Annotated in this window: 15 protein-coding genes; all 15 read right to left on the bottom strand. The window is 38.6% G+C overall.

Translation table 11 applies throughout. The features are described from left to right. Positions 1-152 precede the first annotated feature (152 nt). The gene (gene ilvA / locus BUA71_RS06450; protein ID WP_072877894.1) at positions 153-1,427 is read right to left on the bottom strand and encodes a threonine ammonia-lyase IlvA; all 1,275 of its coding nucleotides are present in this window, start codon (positions 1,425-1,427) and stop codon (positions 153-155) included. After that, positions 1,428-2,903, bottom strand: coding sequence for a ketol-acid reductoisomerase (gene ilvC / locus BUA71_RS06445; RefSeq protein WP_072877893.1), 1,476 nt, complete (start codon positions 2,901-2,903; stop codon positions 1,428-1,430). Positions 2,904-2,912: 9 nt separating this feature from the next. Continuing rightward, complete coding sequence (gene ilvN, locus BUA71_RS06440) at positions 2,913-3,443, bottom strand: acetolactate synthase small subunit (RefSeq protein ID WP_072877892.1); 531 nt, start codon at positions 3,441-3,443, stop codon at positions 2,913-2,915. Next, positions 3,443-5,176, bottom strand: coding sequence for a biosynthetic-type acetolactate synthase large subunit (gene ilvB / locus BUA71_RS06435; protein ID WP_072877890.1), 1,734 nt, complete (start codon positions 5,174-5,176; stop codon positions 3,443-3,445). The genes ilvN and ilvB overlap by 1 nt, the downstream gene beginning before the upstream one ends. Before the next feature lie 11 nt (positions 5,177-5,187). Next, positions 5,188-6,861, bottom strand: coding sequence for a dihydroxy-acid dehydratase (gene ilvD / locus BUA71_RS06430; protein WP_072877889.1), 1,674 nt, complete (start codon positions 6,859-6,861; stop codon positions 5,188-5,190). Between the two features lie 524 nt (positions 6,862-7,385). Beyond that, complete coding sequence (locus tag BUA71_RS06425) at positions 7,386-8,012, bottom strand: response regulator transcription factor (protein WP_072877887.1); 627 nt, start codon at positions 8,010-8,012, stop codon at positions 7,386-7,388. Then, entirely contained in the window at positions 8,005-8,793 is a 789-nt protein-coding gene (locus BUA71_RS06420) for a sensor histidine kinase (protein WP_072877886.1), read from the bottom strand. The genes BUA71_RS06425 and BUA71_RS06420 overlap by 8 nt, the downstream gene beginning before the upstream one ends. Before the next feature lie 705 nt (positions 8,794-9,498). Then, positions 9,499-9,897, bottom strand: a complete 399-nt coding sequence (locus tag BUA71_RS06410) for a hypothetical protein (protein ID WP_072877883.1) — start codon at positions 9,895-9,897, stop codon at positions 9,499-9,501. Between the two features lie 496 nt (positions 9,898-10,393). Further along, positions 10,394-11,263, bottom strand: coding sequence for a 5-oxoprolinase subunit C family protein (locus BUA71_RS06405; protein WP_072877882.1), 870 nt, complete (start codon positions 11,261-11,263; stop codon positions 10,394-10,396). Next, positions 11,253-11,984 carry a 5-oxoprolinase subunit PxpB gene (gene pxpB / locus BUA71_RS06400; protein WP_072877881.1) on the bottom strand — a complete coding sequence of 244 codons (732 nt, stop codon included), beginning with the start codon at positions 11,982-11,984 and terminating at the stop codon, positions 11,253-11,255. Before pxpB ends, BUA71_RS06405 begins: the two co-directional genes overlap by 11 nt. Next, positions 11,981-12,721 carry a 5-oxoprolinase subunit PxpA gene (pxpA, locus tag BUA71_RS06395; protein ID WP_072877879.1) on the bottom strand — a complete coding sequence of 247 codons (741 nt, stop codon included), beginning with the start codon at positions 12,719-12,721 and terminating at the stop codon, positions 11,981-11,983. The genes pxpB and pxpA overlap by 4 nt, the downstream gene beginning before the upstream one ends. 87 nt (positions 12,722-12,808) lie before the next feature. After that, entirely contained in the window at positions 12,809-14,032 is a 1,224-nt protein-coding gene (locus BUA71_RS06390; protein WP_072877878.1) for an Nramp family divalent metal transporter, read from the bottom strand. Then, on the bottom strand, positions 14,032-15,183 hold the full coding sequence (locus tag BUA71_RS06385; protein WP_072877876.1) for a DUF2891 domain-containing protein: 1,152 nt from the start codon (positions 15,181-15,183) through the stop codon (positions 14,032-14,034). The genes BUA71_RS06390 and BUA71_RS06385 overlap by 1 nt, the downstream gene beginning before the upstream one ends. Positions 15,184-15,316: 133 nt before the next feature. Next, positions 15,317-16,855, bottom strand: a complete 1,539-nt coding sequence (locus BUA71_RS06380; protein ID WP_072877875.1) for a YifB family Mg chelatase-like AAA ATPase — start codon at positions 16,853-16,855, stop codon at positions 15,317-15,319. A gap of 57 nt (positions 16,856-16,912) precedes the next feature. Beyond that, entirely contained in the window at positions 16,913-17,770 is an 858-nt protein-coding gene (locus tag BUA71_RS06375) for an N-acetylglucosamine kinase (RefSeq protein WP_072877873.1), read from the bottom strand. Positions 17,771-17,815 lie beyond the last annotated feature (45 nt).

The following is a 17,815-nucleotide window of genomic DNA, read 5'->3' as shown; positions in this document are numbered from 1 at the left end:
AAATTAAAATCAAATAATATTAAAAAAGAAAAGTTAATTCGCGTTCGTTTTCTACCAGCGGCGGCGCGGGAAAAAGCGAAAAACGGGTAATATTATTTGTCTCTTTGAAAGCATAATGTAAATGTACACAATTATTTTAACCAACAAAATATTTACACTAAATATTGAAACAAATTTGGTTTGTCATTTAAATATTCACCATAAAAATTCTTCGTTTTCATTCTCGCCACCAGTGGATCAAAATCGGCAGGGTCGTTGAGTTCTATTCCAACCACTGCCGGAGCATTCTCCCGATGGTGTTTTTTTGAATATTCAAAATGCGTAATATCATCATTTGGCCCCAACACCTTCTCTACAAAATCCTTTAAAGCACCGGCTCGCTGTGGAAAGCTTACCACAAAGTAATGTTTTAAGCCTGCATAAAGCAAGGCTCTTTCTTTGATCTCTGCCGTTCGCGTAATATCATTATTACTTCCACTAACAATGCAAACCACATTTTTACCTTTAATTTCTTCGGCAAAAAAGTCTAAAGCACTTATAGCCATGGCCCCGGCTGGCTCTACCACAATAGCATCCTGATTGTATAGATCTAAAATTGTTTGACAGATTTTGCCTTCTGCAATTGTGATCACTTTGTGAAGGTTCTCCCGGCATATTTCAAAATTTCGGGAACCCACTTTCTGCACCGCAGCACCATCTACAAAGCGTTCAATAGATTTTAATTCTGTTAGTTTCCCTTCCTTTAAAGAGGCTGTCATAGAAGGCGCACCCTCTGGTTCCACACCAATTATTTTGGTGTTGGGAGAAAGTTCTTTAAACATGGAAGACAAGCCAGCGAGCAAGCCGCCACCGCCCAATGGAGCAAAAACATAGTCTATGGGTTCTTCTGCTTGTTCCAATATTTCCAGGCCTATTGTCCCCTGGCCTTCAATTACTTTTTCATCGTCAAAAGGATGAATAAAAACCAGCCCGTGTTTATCGCCGTGTTTTATTGCGCTTTTATAAGAATCATCAAAAGTATCGCCTTTTAATACAACCTCAACCCAATCGCCACCAAACATCTTAGTTTGCTCCACTTTTTGTCGCGGTGTTGTAATGGGCATATAGATCACGCCTTTTGCCTGCAGTTTATTGCAGGCAAAAGCAACACCTTGCGCGTGATTTCCTGCACTGGCACAAATCACCCCTTTATTTATCTGCTCTTTCGGCAAGCTGGAAATTTTATTAAAAGCGCCGCGAATCTTGTAAGACCTTACCTGTTGCAAATCTTCTCTTTTTAACATCACATTTGCTGAAAATTTACTGCTGTAAGTAAAAGATTGTCCTAGTGGGGTTTTTACTGCCACATTAGAAATTCGCTCAGCCGCTTTTTTAACAGCTGATAATTGAGGTTTGTATATTTTTTTGTTTGCCAGTACTGTATCCATTTATTCCTGTATTTTTTTCATTGCTGTCATTGCTTTTCTAAGTCTGCCACCCACTTTTTCAACCGGATGTTTTCTTATCTCGTCATTAACTGCAATTAATTCCTGATTGTCCACCCCGGTATAATCGGTTCCATAAGCGTGGCCAATTACTTCCTTTGGCAGGTTATTTACAAAATCTTTAATAAGCGGTTTGGCCGAGTGATCAAATAAATAACAACCGTATTCTGCAGTATCTGAAATAATCCTGTTCATCTCAAACAATTTCTTTCTCGCAATGGTATTCGCGATTAACGGCGTTTCGTGTAAAGACTCATAGTAAGCCGATTCTGGTATAATTCCCGCTTCATCCATAGTTTCAAAAGCCAGTTCTACTCCAGATTTTACAAATGCGACCAAAAGCACGCCTTTATCAAAATACTCCTGTTCTTTAATTTCTTCAGAAGTAGCCTCGGTTTTTTCAAATGCGGTTTCCCCGGTCGCGGCTCGCCATTCCAATAATTCTTTATCGTCATTAGCCCAGTCTTTCATCATTCTGCTGCTAAATGCCCCCGAAATAATATCGTCCATATGTTTCTGGAAAAGCGGACGCATAATTTCCTTTAATTCTTCAGAAATCTCATTGGCTTTAATTTTTGCCGGGTTAGAAAGCCTGTCCATCATATTGGTGATTCCGCCGTGTTTTAAAGCCTCGGTAATGGTTTCCCATCCATATTGGATTAGCTTTGCAGCATAGGAAGCATCTACTCCTTCTGCCACCATTTTATCAAAACTTAAAATAGAACCGGTTTGCAAGATTCCACATAAAATGGTTTGCTCTCCCATTAAATCAGATTTCACTTCGGCAACAAACGAAGATTCCAAAACCCCTGCTTTATCTCCACCGGTAGCCACAGCATAAGCTTTGGCCCATTCGAAACCAATCCCCTGCGGATCGTTCTCTGGGTGTACAGCAATTAAAGTAGGTACGCCAAAACCTCTTTTGTATTCTTCCCTAACTTCACTACCGGGACACTTTGGCGCTACCATAATCACGGTAATATCTTTCCTAATTTCCATACCTTCTTCCACAATATTAAATCCGTGTGAATAGGAAAGTACCGCGTCTTTTTTAATGTGTGGCTGAATCGCTTTTATTACTGAAGTATGCTGTTTATCTGGCGTAAGGTTAATAACCAAATCTGCCGTTGGGATCAATTCTTCATAAGTCCCAACAGTAAAATTATTTTCTGAAGCATTTTTATAGGATTGTCGTTTTTCCTTAATAGCACCTTCCCGAAGCGCATAAGAAATATCCAACCCGCTATCGCGCATGTTAAGTCCCTGGTTAAGGCCCTGTGCCCCACAGCCTACAATTACTATTTTTTTTCCTTTTAAAGCAGCCACTCCTTCGTTAAACTCATCACTTTCCATGAACCTACAGGTTCCTAATTGGGCTAATTGGTCACGTAAAGAAAGACTGTTAAAATAATTTGTCATGTCTCTTATTTAATTGGTTGTATCAAATTTTTCTAAAATGTTGGAGATCGGCATTTCACTTTTAGTTACGGCAATAGTCCCCGATCTCACAAACTGCATTAAGCCGTAGGGTTTTAATTTTTCGTAAAGACTATCTGTTTCGTGACGTTTACCGGTCTTTTCTATTACAAAGAATTTTGGTGTAACTGTCACGATACGTGCATTGGATTCTTTTATAAAGTCCTGAATGCTCAAATCTTCTACAAATTCTGCTGAATTAATTTTGTAAAGCGCGGTTTCCTGGTAGATCATATCTTCATCGAGATGATAAAAAGCTTTTATCACTTCAATTTGTTTCTCTATTTGGCGCACAATTTTCTTAACCTGTTCTTCAGTTACAGAAACTACAATAACAAACCGCATCACCTCATTTACCTCGCTTCTTGAGGCGGTAATACTTTCTATATTAATATGTCTTCTCTGAAAAATAGCTGAAATACGGCTTAACAAGCCTATATTGTTTTCGGTATATGCCGAAACGGTAAAATTTTTCTTTTCCATTATTCCAATCTTATATCTGAAACTGATGCTCCGCTAGGAACCATAGGGAACACATTCTCTTCCTGTTCAACAACTACTTCAAGGAAATAAGACTCCTTAGACTCCATCATTTCCTTTACCGCATCTTTTAAATTCGAACGTTCGGTAACTTTTCTGTTTTTAATATGAAAACCCTGGGCTATAGTGCCAAAATCTGGATTAATCATTTCTGTAGAGGCATAGCGTTTATCAAAAAACAACTGTTGCCACTGGCGTACCATTCCCAGGAATCCATTATTTAACACCACAATTTTCACCGGAACTTTAGTTTGAAAAATAGTTCCCAATTCCTGAATGGTCATTTGATAACCTCCATCGCCTATTACTGCAACCACTTCCCTGTTAGGCGTGCCCATTTTGGCACCTATGGCTGCCGGCAGTGCAAACCCCATGGTCCCAAGTCCGCCAGAGGTTACATTGCTCCTGGTTTTATTGAATTTAGAATAGCGACAAGCCACCATTTGATGCTGGCCAACATCTGAAACAATTACTGCATCACCTTTAGAGCAGGTATTTATTTCATCAATAACCTCGGCCATACCAATTTTACCCCGCTCGGCATTTAGATCATTTTTAATGATTTTGTCATATTCTACCTGGTAATGATCTTTAAATTCCTGGTGCCAGGCTTCGTGTTTATTTGGTTTTATTAATTCCAGTAAAACCTTAAGTGTTTCTTTTACATTACCCAAAACCGGGATATCTGCATGAACATTTTTATTTATTTCGGCTGGATCAATTTCAAAGTGAATTACCTGTGCCTGCTTAGCGTATTTGCTTAAATCTCCGGTTACCCTATCGTCAAACCGCATTCCAATGGCAATTAAAACATCGCACTCATTGGTAAGTACGTTGGGTCCATAATTCCCATGCATACCCACCATTCCCACATTTAATGGATGTGTTGAAGGCAGGGCAGAAAGGCCTAAAATAGTCCAGGCCGCCGGCACCCCAGATTTTTCTACTACTTCTTTAAAGAGATCCTCAGCACCCCCTAAAATCACGCCTTGACCAAAAACAATCATTGGCTTTTTAGCGTTATTAATAGCTTCTGCTGCTCTTTCTACCTGCAACAGGTTTATTTCAGGAATTGGCTTATAGCTCCTTATACCGCAGCATTTTTTATAATTAAAATCTAAAGAATCAAATTGGGCATCTTTAGTAATATCTATTAAAACCGGCCCCGGTCTTCCCGAGCGAGCGATATAAAAAGCCTTTGCTAAAATTTCCGGGATTTCTTCGGCTTTGGTTATTTGATAATTCCACTTTGTAATTGGCGTAGAAATCCCAATAATATCAGTCTCCTGAAAAGCATCACTTCCCAACAAATGTGAACCTACCTGCCCGGTAATACATACCATAGGGGTAGAATCTATTTGTGCATCTGCAATACCGGTAACCAGGTTTGTGGCCCCCGGTCCCGAAGTTGCCATGGCAACCCCTACTTTACCGGTTACCCTGGCATACCCCTGTGCCGCGTGTGTTGCGCCTTGTTCGTGGCGTGTGAGGACGTGGTGAATTTGGTTCTGGTATTTATACAATTCATCATAAACGGGCATAATAGCACCGCCGGGATAGCCGTAAAGCGTCTCCACGCCTTCTTCCAACAAACATTTAATCACGGCTTCTGCGCCAGATACCGTGGTTGCTTTTGGAGAAGCTACTTTTTCAAAATTCGCTGTTTTTACTTCCATAATTCACCTTATTAAAATTCATCGGTAACGCAGCCATCTGAGGCCGAAGAAACCGTTCTTGCATATTTATAAAGCACTCCTTTTTTAAATTTCAAATCTGGGGCTTTCCAGTTTTTCTTTCTTTTTGTTATTTCTTCTTCTGAAAGCGCAACCTCAATGCGGTTGGTTTCAGCATTAATTGTAATTTCATCCCGGTCTTTTAGGAAAGCCAGTAATCCGCCTTCCTGGGCTTCCGGGGTGATATGGCCTACTACAAACCCGTGGGTTCCTCCAGAGAATCTTCCATCGGTAATTAAAGCTACGTCTTTCCCTAGTTTCGCACCCATAATGGCCGAAGTAGGTTTAAGCATTTCGGGCATTCCCGGGCCACCTTTTGGGCCTTCGTACCTAATGACGACTACATCGCCTTTCTTCACTTTTCCTTCAGCAATACCATCATTTGCAGCATATTCACTATCGAACACTTTGGCCGTTCCGGTAAATTGCAAACCTTCTTTTCCGGTTATTTTCGCTACAGATCCACCTTCAGCTATATTTCCGTAGAGAATTCTAATATGTCCGGTTTTCTTAATAGGATTATCAAGCGGCCTAAATACATCCTGTCCTTCTTCCATTTCTGGCACTTCAGCCAGGTTTTCGGCCAGGGTTTTACCGGTAACGGTTAGACAGTCGCCGTGCAACATATCGTTTTGCAACATATATTTTAAAACTGCCGGGATACCGCCAATTCTGTGCACATCTTCCATCGCATATTTACCACTTGGTTTAAGATCTGCTAAAAAGGGCGTGTTATCACAAATTTTTTCAAAATCGGTTAAGCTAAAATCAACTTCTGCCGCTTTCGCTATCGCAAGGAAATGCAGTACGGCATTGGTAGAACCACCTAAAACCGTAAGCAAACGAATGGCATTCTCTATCGCTTTTTTGGTTACAATATCGCGAGGTTTAATATCTTTTTCTATAAGCAGGCGAACCGCTTTCCCCGCTTCTTCGCTATCCTTTTTCTTTTCTTCGCCCACTGCGGGATTGGAAGAGTTATATGGTAGGGCCATACCCAATGCTTCAATAGCTGAAGCCATGGTATTTGCCGTGTACATCCCACCACAAGCACCTGCCCCGGGACAGGCTTTTTCAATAATACTATCGTACTCTTCTTTTTCAATATCCCCGGCAGTTTTTGCGCCCCAGGCCTCAAAAGCCGAAACTATATCCAGCTTTTTATCTTTATGGCATCCTGAAGCTATTGTGCCACCATAAACCAAAATCGCCGGCCGGTTAATGCGCAGCATCGCCATTAATGCGCCCGGCATATTTTTATCACAGCCCACCACGGTAATTAAGGCATCATAAGACATTGCGTGGATTACTGTTTCCATAGAATCGGCAATAATATCGCGGGAAGGAAGGGAATAACGCATTCCCGGCGTCCCCATGGAAATACCGTCGCTAACCCCTATGGTGTTAAAAATTAAACCTACCAATTCGCTTTCATTAGCGCCTTTTTTCACCAATTTAGCCAGGTCGTTAAGGTGCATGTTACAAGGGTTTCCCTCATAACCCGTGCTGGCGATCCCAACAAATGGTTTTTTAAAATCTTCTTTGGTTAAACCTATAGCGTGCAGCATAGCTTGAGATGCCGGTTGAGAATCGCTTTGTGTTAAAATTTTACTGAATTTATTATACATGGAGAATCTTTATCTACTTTGTGAAATTAAAATTACTTTCCTTAGTTGTCTTTATGGTAATTTTTAGTCTGGAAAAACTATTTCCATAACTAAGTAAAACCTCATAAAATTCTGTACCTCATCGCATTATAGTTTAAAATATTACGATTGCTGATATAATTAATCTATTGAAATCTTCTGTTATTTTCTTTTAACATTCTTTCATAATCCGCATATTTATTTTTAAAACAAAAAAACCATCCCGGAAGGATGGTTTTATAACTTTTATCTTGCACACCAAATCCGGATCAGGTTTTCACGGGGAAAATGATCTCTATAATAATGGATATGGTAATTCTTTTATTCAATTTTCTATCTTAACTTTAGACAAACTTATGCTTTATTTCTGATAAATCAAAGTTTTATTTTTTTCTTTAGACTTACATATCCTTTCTTACAATTTCACATCCCTTACGTTTAGAAAACAACACAACTTTCTAAAGAGAAGCGATACCTATATTTACCAAGGATTTTTTTCTAATTTGTTAGAGTAGCAGAATTCGATTTTTTATGGCATAAAGTACCAGGCCAGTCCTACTTTTCACATTTAACTTCTGAAATAAACTTTCCCGGTAACCGTCTATAGTTTTTGGGCTTAGATTCATTTCGCTTGCCACTTCTTTATAGGTCATTTCGGTACAGGCCAGACTTAGAAATTCAATTTCTCTTTTGGTAAGTTTTGATAAACTTTTTTCTTTATTTTTAATAGCATCAGAAACAGCATCGGTATAGAAATAGCCTTCTTCTATTACTTTATTTAAGGCAAATTTAAAACCATCGGGGTCTATGTCTTTTAATAAATACCCCCTGCAACCCTGTTTCACCATAAAAGTAATCGTTTCTTCGTCATCTTCCATGGATAATGCGAGCACCTTTTGGGTGGGATAGTTTTCCTTAAGCCAGCACATAGTTTCGGGGCCATCCATAATTGGCATTTTAATATCCAGTAAAACCAAATTGGGTTTAGCGCGATTGGCTTCAAATTGATGTGTCAATTCCCGCCCGTTTTTGTAAATGCCTGAAACCTCATAACCATCAAACGTATTTATAAGGTTTTTTAAAGATTGGGCGAACAAAGTATGGTCATCTACAATGGCTACCGTTCTACTCATTGGTATCTTCTTTTAAAGCGTAGCGTAAATATAGAGAAGTTCCTTCGCCCGGGGCAGATTTTAATTTAAAATTTGCTGAAATTAGTGCTGCCCTACTCTCCATATTAAACAACCCCGAACTCTTTTTTATATCATTTAATATAAATCCTTTCCCATTATCTTTAGCGGTAATTATTAATTCTTCGGAAGTAAAACTTAAGCGTACGGTTAATTCTGAAGCTTTAGCATGCTTAATCACATTGGCAAAAAACTCCTGAAGAATTCTAAATAAGATAATGCTATGCTGTTGTTCTATTTCTTTCTTCTCCCCTTTAATTACTAACCTGGTCTCTATCACCCCTAATCGCTGAAACCTGGTTAACTCATTCGCGATGGCAGTTTGTAAACCAGCATAGCCTATTACTTCGTTGTTTAACGATTTAGAAAGCGAGCGTACCTCTCTAAGGGAATTAGCAACAGTTTCTTTCACTTCTTCAAAAGACTGTCTATTTTCTTCCTTCGCGTTTTTGTTTAAGATATTTAATTGCAAAACCGCTACAGAAAGCAATTGCCCAATATTATCGTGTAATTCCCAACCTACATTTTTTAAGGTTTGCTCCTGCATTTCTATTCGCGATTGAGAAATCTCTCTTTCAAAACGCTGCTTAGCTTCAAATTGTTCCTGCAACATTTTGTTTTTACGCCGCTGGTACACCACAAAAAACACGATCACAAACCCTGTTAGCAACAAGATGACCACGATAAAATAAATAATAAGCAGCAGGTCTTCTTTAGTGATCATTTGTAAATATTTTAGAAGTTGACTTTTTCTTATTGGCCAGGTATAAAAAAGCAATGCTGTAAAAACTATACATTAAAAGACTCAAACCAACTAAAACAGATTTACTAAGTTTAATAAACTCCGGACTCTGGAAAGTAAAATATTTATAATAGATCAAAATAGGGGTGGAAGTCAAAAAAAACAGGAGCGCCATAAAAGAAATATAAAAACTAATCTCCCTTTTGATGCTTAATATTTTTGAACTCAATAAAATTTCAAGATAATAATAGAAAATCACTACCACCAAAAGGAAGCTCCCTGTAATATAAGTGACTATAGAATGACTTTCAAAAAACACATCTGAAAAAATTAAATTGAGGATACAGGTTATAACATACAGGATCAAGCTTATGTGGATAATGTTTTTTATTTTTTTATTTGAAATATTCCAGGTAAAATATAGAATATAAACCAAAAAACTTATAATCAAGTAAGGATTATATATCCAGAAATTGTTATACAGGAAAGTATTCTTCAGAAAATGCAAAGACTCATTCCAATAAATTATTTTGGGTATTGCAGCTAGCGCTTCCACAAAATAGGTAAGCAATAAAAAATAGGAAAAAAAACCGACCGCTTTATCGGTCGGCTTTTTACTGTAATAATATAATCCGGAAATCGCAGCAAAACCTTCAAGTAGAATTACCAAAAAAGTAAGGTGTTGCATTAATAGTTTCTTGGAGGTTCGCCACCCTGAATTATATTCATAGGCTCAATATCATAATTATTCTCATTGTCATCACCATCATTTTTATAATTTAATTTTCTTAATTTTCTCGATTTTTCTTTGGTGGGTGAAAGGAACATGGTAGTATAACTTCTTTTCCCTTTAGTTTTAGGATAAGCCCCTAAATAAAACCGAATTCCCGGTTTTTCTACATCCTGTTCCTTAGATTTTTCGCGAACGTAATCCAGGTATTCCTGTAATTCGTCCAGGCTATACCAGAATTCGCGGGTATCTTCATAGCCACAACATTTTTCAATATCCTTTCCTCTGGTTTTCACCCATTCATCCTGCTCTCTTCTAGCTTCTTCGACACTAATACATTTTTTAGGCTTTTTCATAAGAGTTTAATCGATTGGTTGGTTTAAAATTATGTTAAAGTAAATTTAACCGAAAAATTGAATTAGCCAAAGTTTTTTGTTCTTCCAGCTAGGATTAAAAAAAATATAGCTGTTCTACCCTTACAGGCAGCGAGTTTTTAGAAAAAGGGGATTTTTCCCCTTGTGAACGCTAAGCTCTTAAACTACATTTGACATAGTCATTTTAGGTAGCTAAAATGTTTTGGGGCAAAAAAGTGTCGTTTATGGTGTGAGGTTCGATTGGTAGGGTAATCGGATTTCTATATATCCAAAACGGCACTTTTTTATTAGTGAAAGCCCCCTAACCCCCGAAGGGGGAATTCTCACCTCTTTGCTTAAAGTAATTTTTCAACCTGAACTTCATTCAGAACCTATTACGAACTTTATTCGAACATTTATCAAGTTAAACGTTAAAATAAATTCAGCTTAACATAAGTACAAAGAAAAAATTAACCTTACTTTTTCAGGGTTATGCTTCTCATCCTTTGGGGATCGGGGCGCTTTTAAACCTAATTTTATCACCGGTCTTTTTTTGTGCTATGGTGTTTATGGCATCTTCGCTCAACTGCAGTACCCGTGGATATCCCCCGGTAGTTTGGCAGTCACGCATCAGGACTATTAATTTTCCTCCTGGGGTTAACTGTACAGTTCCCGGTAGAACAGGTCCCGTAATAATAGGATCGAGTTCATTTTTTAAAATTTCACTCAATTGAATCGCCATTCGGTTGTTGTTTTTATCCAGGCTAAACGCGCTTTGTCTTAGATGACTTTTTAAAGTTTCCGGCAGGTTATCATACTCGGGACCGGGAAAAACACTCAAATTTTCACTTTCCAGATAAGCATCGTTGTACTTAACCGAAGTATGGGTTTCAATTTTTTCTTCTTCGGAAGATAAATAGGTTAAGGTCATTCCTTTTTCCAGTTTTGTGTTTTCGGTAATTTCAGCATACCAACTTCTACTTTCCAGGATTTTTTCCAATTGAAAACCGTTTTTTATAGCTAAGTAAGCCCGCATTCCTATAATTGGTCTTCCAAAAGAAAGAATATCCCCGGCTTCAGCTTTTATAATTTCATTATTTTCAATTTTAGAATCATTAAGTTTTGGAGATAAATCGGCACCGGAAATTGCAATTTTTGCCGCTGCTTCAAATTCCAGCTTTGGTCCCATTTGAGTAATTTCTAAAGTAGCCGCATTAGCATCATTTTGTAAAATAAGATTCGCGGTTTTCGAAGCGTTTTTATCCATAGCGCCACTACTGGGAACTCCATATTTTTGAAATCCGCGTCTCCCAAAATCCTGAATTGTGGAAAGTAATCCCGGTTGTAAAACTTTAAGTTTAGCCTTCATATTTTTCCTTTTTTAACTGAAATTTTCCTTCTAAAATTTGTTCTCGAATTTCCTGAAATTCGGCTTTAGACACCCTCTCAAATTTCACCTTGTCTCCAGAAGAAATTTCAAAGGGCGGATTAGCATTTTTATCAAATAAATTAACGGGACAATTTCCCAAAATTTGCCATCCGCCGGGACTCGATTTTGGATAAATTCCCGTCTGGTTTTCGCCTATTCCAACCGCTCCTTTTTCGATCTTTAAACGCGGTTGTTTTTTACGGGAAATTTGTAGCTTTTCATCCAGGCCGCCCAGGTATAAAAACCCGGGTAAAAAACCTATAAAATAAACGGTGTAGAGCGGGGCTGTATGCAAGCTAATTACTTCCTCTTTAGTCAGGTCTTTTTCTTTGGAAATGAATTCTAAATCCCAACCAAAATCCTCGTCATAACAAACCGGCAAGTAAACAATTTTCTGGTCACTTATTTTTTCTATCTTAGCATTTTCAAACAGCTTTTTAAGCTTAGAAATTTCACCATAGACATCTTCTATACTAAACAGGTAGTTAATTAATAACGAGTTATATGTGTTAATTACTTCAACATTTGCTTTAATATATAAATTTTCAAGTTTATTCTTGAAGAACAATATCTCCTGAAGTAGTATTTCATCAATTATAGGAGCAAATTCTATGAGGACCCCGCGCTCCCCCATAGGACTTATCTTTGGAAAACCTTTCATTGAGCGTGCTTGATTTTTACAGATTTTTCTGCAAACTTTTTACGTAAAAATAACATGATTTCTACCGAATTTGGTGTGTCGCTATGCAAGCAAAAAGTACCCGCTTTACAGTCTAATTTCTCTCCGTTTTCACAGTGTATTTTCCCTTCAGAAAACATTGAAAAAACATGCTTAAAAACCGCTTCTTTTTCGGTGATTAAAGCATTGGGTTTAGACCGGGAAACAAGTTGATAATTTGTGGTGTAATTTCGGTCTGCAAAGGCTTCAAAAACAACCGTAATTTTTCCCATAGCCAGGTTAGAAATTACTGAATTTTGCGGACAAAATAATGCTAAATTCTGGTCGAATTCAAGCATCGCATCTACAATAATTTTGGCAGTTTTTTCATCTTTTACAGCTTCGTTATAAAGTGCTCCATGGGGTTTTACATGAGTGAGTTTTACCCCATCTGCTTCGGCCAATTGTTTTAAACTTAAAATCTGGGCGACTACCGTTCGCTTTAATTCTTCCGAAGAAATATCCATTGGTTTCCGACCAAAATTTTCCTTGTCTGGGTATGAAGGATGCGCACCAATTTCAACATTGTTTTCCATTGCTAAACGAATAGTGTCACGCATGGTTTCTAAATTTCCTGCGTGGCCGCCACAGGCAATATTACAGGCAGAAATATGCGGCATAAGCGCTGCATCAAAATCTCCGCCTTCACCTAAATCGCAGTTAATGTGGATTTCTTTCATAATTTATACTTTTAGATTAGTAAACTTCAAGTTACCCATTCAAAATGGATATGAGAAAACATCGCTACAACTATATTTTCAGCAGCATTAAAAATTCTGTAATACGCTTAATATCGCCTTAAAACCCAAAAACATTGCAATTGCAATTACAATAGCACCCAGGAGGTTTTGCCATTTAGAATTTCGGTTTTCTCCCAACACCGAAGCTTTATTAGCTATCCAAAATAAGAAAATAGCGATAACGGGCAATAAAATCCCATTTGCAACTTGAGCAAAACGTATGATTTCTATCGGATTGATCTTTAGGGAAGAAAAGAAAACCCCCATTAACAAGACAAAAGCCCAAATCATTTTGAACTTTGCTGCTCGTAATCCGCCATTCCAGCCAAAACATCCTTTTACCACATAAGCGGCTGCAAGGGGCGCTGTGATTGACGAGGTAATTCCGGCTGCCATTAACCCAAGGGACATAAACCAGGTGGCATAACTACCAAATAGCGGCTCTAAACTCACCGCCATGGACGCCGCCGAGTCAATATTTGAAAAACCAGCCGAAGCAGCACTAACTAAAATAGCCATGGAAACCATCCCTCCAAGAAGAATGGACACCAGAAGTTCTTTTCTTGCTATAGGTAAAGCAGATGGGCTTTTCCACTTCTCACTAACAAGGGAAGCGTGCAGAAAAAGGTTATAAGGAACTACTGTAGTGCCAACAATTGCCATTACACCAAGCAAACCCGTGGTAGAATTAATTGACGGCACAAAGCCTTTTAACAGTGCTGTAAGATTTGGTCGGGTGAGTATGGCTGTTAATACGAAGCTGAAACTCATAAGCAACACCAGGCCAATAAAAATCTTCTCAAGCCTTTTATAATTGCCAGAATAAAGCAACGCAAAGGCTATCGCGCCAATTAGTAAACTCCAAAGATTGAGTGAAAAATCCCCCAGCTGCAGTTTCTGCACGCCAAAAAGTGCTTCGGCACCTAAAACGGCACCGGTAATATTTCCGGCTTCATAAGAGGCATTTCCAATCACAATAGCCGAAAATATTAGTGTAAGGGCCAAAATTTTGACTACAGGGTGCTTTATTTCTTCCCGCAGTACTTCACTTAGACCTTTCTGGGAAATAATCCCCAGGCGCGCTGCCATTTCCTGTAAAACAAGGCAGGAAAGTATAGAAAGCAGTAAAGCCCATAGCAAGCCATACCCAAATTCTACGCCAGCCAGGGTACAAACCGTCACCGTTCCGGGACCAATAAATGCAGCCGAAACCAGGATGCCGGGACCAAGGTTTTTTATAAAGTTTCGCACTAAATATCTTTAGATTCCTGCAGGGCATAAATAGCAAAAGTACCCAACCAATGCCCACCTTCATAGCTATCGCCCACTACATTGGGAAAAGACTTTTTTATATGCCTATTGGCTAATGGCTGTAGGTGGGAAAACAAATCGGGGTATTTACTAATAAGGTCATAAAAGACCCAGGCCCTGCTAAAATTGAGTCCGTCGAGATGTACTAATTTACCATCGGTCCTATCTGAAACTTCGGCTACCGGAATATTAAAATCGGCCTTTTTAAGTTGTGGCATAAAATCACCCAGCCACATTTGAAAGGCATTTTTCGGCAGCACCCTTCGCATAATACTTACCTCTTCGAGACAGGGTGAAAGAAAGTCGAAGCCACTGGGTTCCCAACCCAAGGGACAATTATCATCATTTAAATAAAAATCACGGGCTTTTTTAGAAACAACACCCATAAGGCTATCTTTTTTAGTTGCCTGTGCATAATCGTAAGCAAAACTAAGTCCGAATGCAGTATTAGAATGCTCCCCTACCCTAATTGGATAATTTAGTTTTGGCAAAAATTCAAGGTATTTTTCTACGATAAGACTGGTTAAAGGAGCTAAATTATTTTCCAGTTCTTTAGCCATAGGATCTTCCCAGGTTTCAATTTCTTCTGAAAGTTTTAAAAGCCAGGCCCACCCATAAGTACGCTCAAAAGAACCACTTTCTTTTCGCTTAAAATAGGCAATTTCCCCCTGGATATTCTTTTTTGAAAGCGATTCCTGAAGCTTTTTTCTAATTTCAGCTGCTTTTTCCAAATCTGGAAATTGCTTTAAAAGACTAACCAAAGACCAATGTGCGTGTACCGAAGAATGCCAATCGAAACAACCATAAAACGCCGGATGTAATTCTGAAGGCTCTCCCAGGGCCTTTTCATTTTCTAAAACCTGGTTTAATTTATTGGGATATTCGGTATTAAGGCAGCTTAAAGGCATTTCGGCCAGTTTATTGGCTTCAGACAAAGTGAATACTATTTTCTCTTCTGTTAACAAATTTATACTTAAAGAATCTGCTTCATTAATACTATCGATGTTCATTTCTGTTTTAGTTTCAACTTTTGGATCTCCTTTGCAAGAACATATCAATACACCCAGTAGCAGCAAAAAAACTTTTTTCATAGTGGTTGGTCTTAAAATAAGCTTCTATTTTTTATAATGGTAAACAAAAAGTAAATATAATTTAAATACTTACATAGTTGTTCTAAAATTATCGACTACTTGGAATGGTTAAATACTTATTTCTGAAGAAACATCAACCCAACCAACCATCGCGGTCCAGGCTGCGATATTGTATCGCTTCACTAATATGACTCCCCTGTATGTTTGCTGAATTTTCTAAATCGGCAATAGTGCGTGAAACTTTTAAAATCCTATCATAAGCCCGGGCCGAGAGGTTTAAGCGCTCCATCGCTGTTTTGAGTAAGCTTTTTGAAGCTTCATCTAACGCGCAATACTTTCTTATTTGCTTCACATTCATTTGCGCGTTATAATGCACCGTATCTGACTCCTGAAACCTTTCTGTTTGCAATTGCCGGGCCCTGGTCACCCTTTTTCTAATCTCCACACTCGTTTCACCGCGACGTTCCTCGCTTAACTTATCGAACGGAACGGGCGTCACTTCAATATGAATATCTATACGGTCTAAAAGCGGACCACTTATTTTACCCAAATAACGTTGCATTTCGGCCGGCGAAGAGGTTGCCGGGGCATCGGGATCGTTAAAATAACCACTGGGACTGGGATTCATACTCGCTACCAGCATAAAACTGGATGGATAGGTTACTGTAAATTTTGCCCGGGAAATAGTAACTTCCCTATCCTCCAAAGGTTGCCGCATCACTTCTAAAACTCCGCGTTTAAATTCAGGTAATTCATCTAAAAATAGTACACCATTATGAGAAAGTGAAATCTCCCCCGGTTGCGGATAAGCACCGCCTCCTACTAAAGCTACATCTGAAATCGTGTGGTGTGGGCTCCTAAAAGGACGCTGAGACATCAACCCCACGTGCTCTTTAATGCGACCTACCACGCTGTGTATTTTTGTAGTTTCCAATGCCTCCCTAAGCGTCATAGGTGGTAAAATACTGGGCAAACGTTTAGCCAGCATGGTTTTACCGGCTCCCGGCGGACCTATAAGAATTATATTATGCCCACCGGCCGCTGCAATTTCCATACAGCGTTTTATAGATTCCTGTCCTTTTACATCGGCAAAATCATGTTCAGGATGATCCAGGTTTTTATAAAATTCTTCGCGGGTATTGATTATAGTTTGTTCCAGGACTGCTCCTGTATCGAAAAAATTTATTACTTCAGTAATATTTTCTACGCCATAAACTTCCAGACCACTAACTATTGCGGCTTCTTTGGCATTCTGTTTTGGAAGGATAAAGCCTTTAAAACCGTCTTCTTTTGCTTTTATAGCAATTGGTAACGCCCCTCTTATGGGTTGTAGGCTACCGTCCAGGGAAAGCTCTCCCATAATAAGATAATCTGAAATATTTTCTGCTTTAATTTGGCCAGAAGCGGCCAGAATCCCAAGACTAAGGCTAAGATCATAGGCCGATCCCTCTTTCCTTAGATCGGCCGGTGCCATATTTACTATAATCTTTTTTCCGGGGAATTTGTAATCATTATTTTGAAGTGCGGCAGCAATCCTAAAACTGCTTTCCCTCACCGCATTATCGGGCAAACCCACAAGATGATAACCAATACCGGTAGCAACATTCACCTCTATAGTAATTGTTGTGGCCTCTACCCCAAAAACTGCACTTCCATAAACCTTAATAAGCATCTAAGAGAGATATAATTTCTTAAATGTACTAAAAAGTTTTATGAATTTTATCAAATACTAAGCTTTAAGAACATCATTTCGGTAATACTCTAACAATCCATCAATAGGCCTGCGAACAATATTACCAATTTCAATACCATATGGTTGCGCAACAGCGCGAATAATATCTTCACTAAAATAGGCGATAGTACCTATAAAATGAACTGGCATGCTCCTGGCTTCTTTATAAGAAAGTACACGGGAATGCATAAAATCTGTAATTCCTTCGTGAACTAATTTATAGAAATAGCCATTTCGCTCGTTAGAGAATATAAATTCTGCAAAAGAAGCGAGGTAAGTGTTAGGATTATCCTTCCTATAGAGATTCTTTTTAATCTCATCGGAATCCATATTGTATTTTTTAGCAAAATCTTCAGCTAATTCCGGGGGCATTCTTTTGTAGTAATAATCCCTTACCAATCTTTTTCCGAAGTAATTTCCACTGGCCTCATCCATAAGGATATACCCCAGGGAGTTCACAGCCTGGTGAATATCTTTACCATCAAAGTAACAACTGTTGGAACCGGTACCTAAAATACAAACAATACCCGGCTCTCTGGTCGCTGCATATACAGCTGCAACCATATCCTCATAAATAAGTACTTCCTGAACATTTGTGAAAAAGTTGGTAAAAATGCCTTCTAACCTTTTACTGGGAGCTGCAGTACCGCAACCGGCACCATAAAAATGGACTTTTTCCACTTTATCTTTTACGTCCCTTAGATCGGCATTTTCTTCTACACGTCGTTCCAACACATCTTCAGAAAAAACTGCTGGATTTAATCCTTTGGTTCGGGTTCTCAAAATCTCTTCGCCAGTAGAGCTAAGTAAGATCCAATCACATTTTGTTGAACCACCGTCTGCTATTAATATCATGTGTGCTTGCTTTAAATTAATAAGCCTGAAGAATATGCTTTAGAC

Origin of the sequence: Salegentibacter echinorum (assembly GCF_900129445.1) — a bacterium.
Taxonomy (GTDB): Bacteria; Bacteroidota; Bacteroidia; order Flavobacteriales; family Flavobacteriaceae; genus Salegentibacter; species Salegentibacter echinorum.
Note: the sequence above shows the minus strand (reverse complement) of the source record. Positions and strands in the feature narration are given on the sequence as shown.

Coding starts and splice junctions, on each gene's coding strand:
- ilvA (WP_072877894.1), bottom strand. CDS start 1,427: ATGGATACAGTACTGGCAAACAAAAAAATATACAAACCTCAATTATCA.
- ilvC (WP_072877893.1), bottom strand. CDS start 2,903: ATGACAAATTATTTTAACAGTCTTTCTTTACGTGACCAATTAGCCCAA.
- ilvN (WP_072877892.1), bottom strand. CDS start 3,443: ATGGAAAAGAAAAATTTTACCGTTTCGGCATATACCGAAAACAATATA.
- ilvB (WP_072877890.1), bottom strand. CDS start 5,176: ATGGAAGTAAAAACAGCGAATTTTGAAAAAGTAGCTTCTCCAAAAGCA.
- ilvD (WP_072877889.1), bottom strand. CDS start 6,861: ATGTATAATAAATTCAGTAAAATTTTAACACAAAGCGATTCTCAACCG.
- BUA71_RS06425 (WP_072877887.1), bottom strand. CDS start 8,012: ATGAGTAGAACGGTAGCCATTGTAGATGACCATACTTTGTTCGCCCAA.
- BUA71_RS06420 (WP_072877886.1), bottom strand. CDS start 8,793: ATGATCACTAAAGAAGACCTGCTGCTTATTATTTATTTTATCGTGGTC.
- BUA71_RS06410 (WP_072877883.1), bottom strand. CDS start 9,897: ATGAAAAAGCCTAAAAAATGTATTAGTGTCGAAGAAGCTAGAAGAGAG.
- BUA71_RS06405 (WP_072877882.1), bottom strand. CDS start 11,263: ATGAAGGCTAAACTTAAAGTTTTACAACCGGGATTACTTTCCACAATT.
- pxpB (WP_072877881.1), bottom strand. CDS start 11,984: ATGAAAGGTTTTCCAAAGATAAGTCCTATGGGGGAGCGCGGGGTCCTC.
- pxpA (WP_072877879.1), bottom strand. CDS start 12,721: ATGAAAGAAATCCACATTAACTGCGATTTAGGTGAAGGCGGAGATTTT.
- BUA71_RS06385 (WP_072877876.1), bottom strand. CDS start 15,183: ATGAAAAAAGTTTTTTTGCTGCTACTGGGTGTATTGATATGTTCTTGC.
- BUA71_RS06380 (WP_072877875.1), bottom strand. CDS start 16,855: ATGCTTATTAAGGTTTATGGAAGTGCAGTTTTTGGGGTAGAGGCCACA.
- BUA71_RS06375 (WP_072877873.1), bottom strand. CDS start 17,770: ATGATATTAATAGCAGACGGTGGTTCAACAAAATGTGATTGGATCTTA.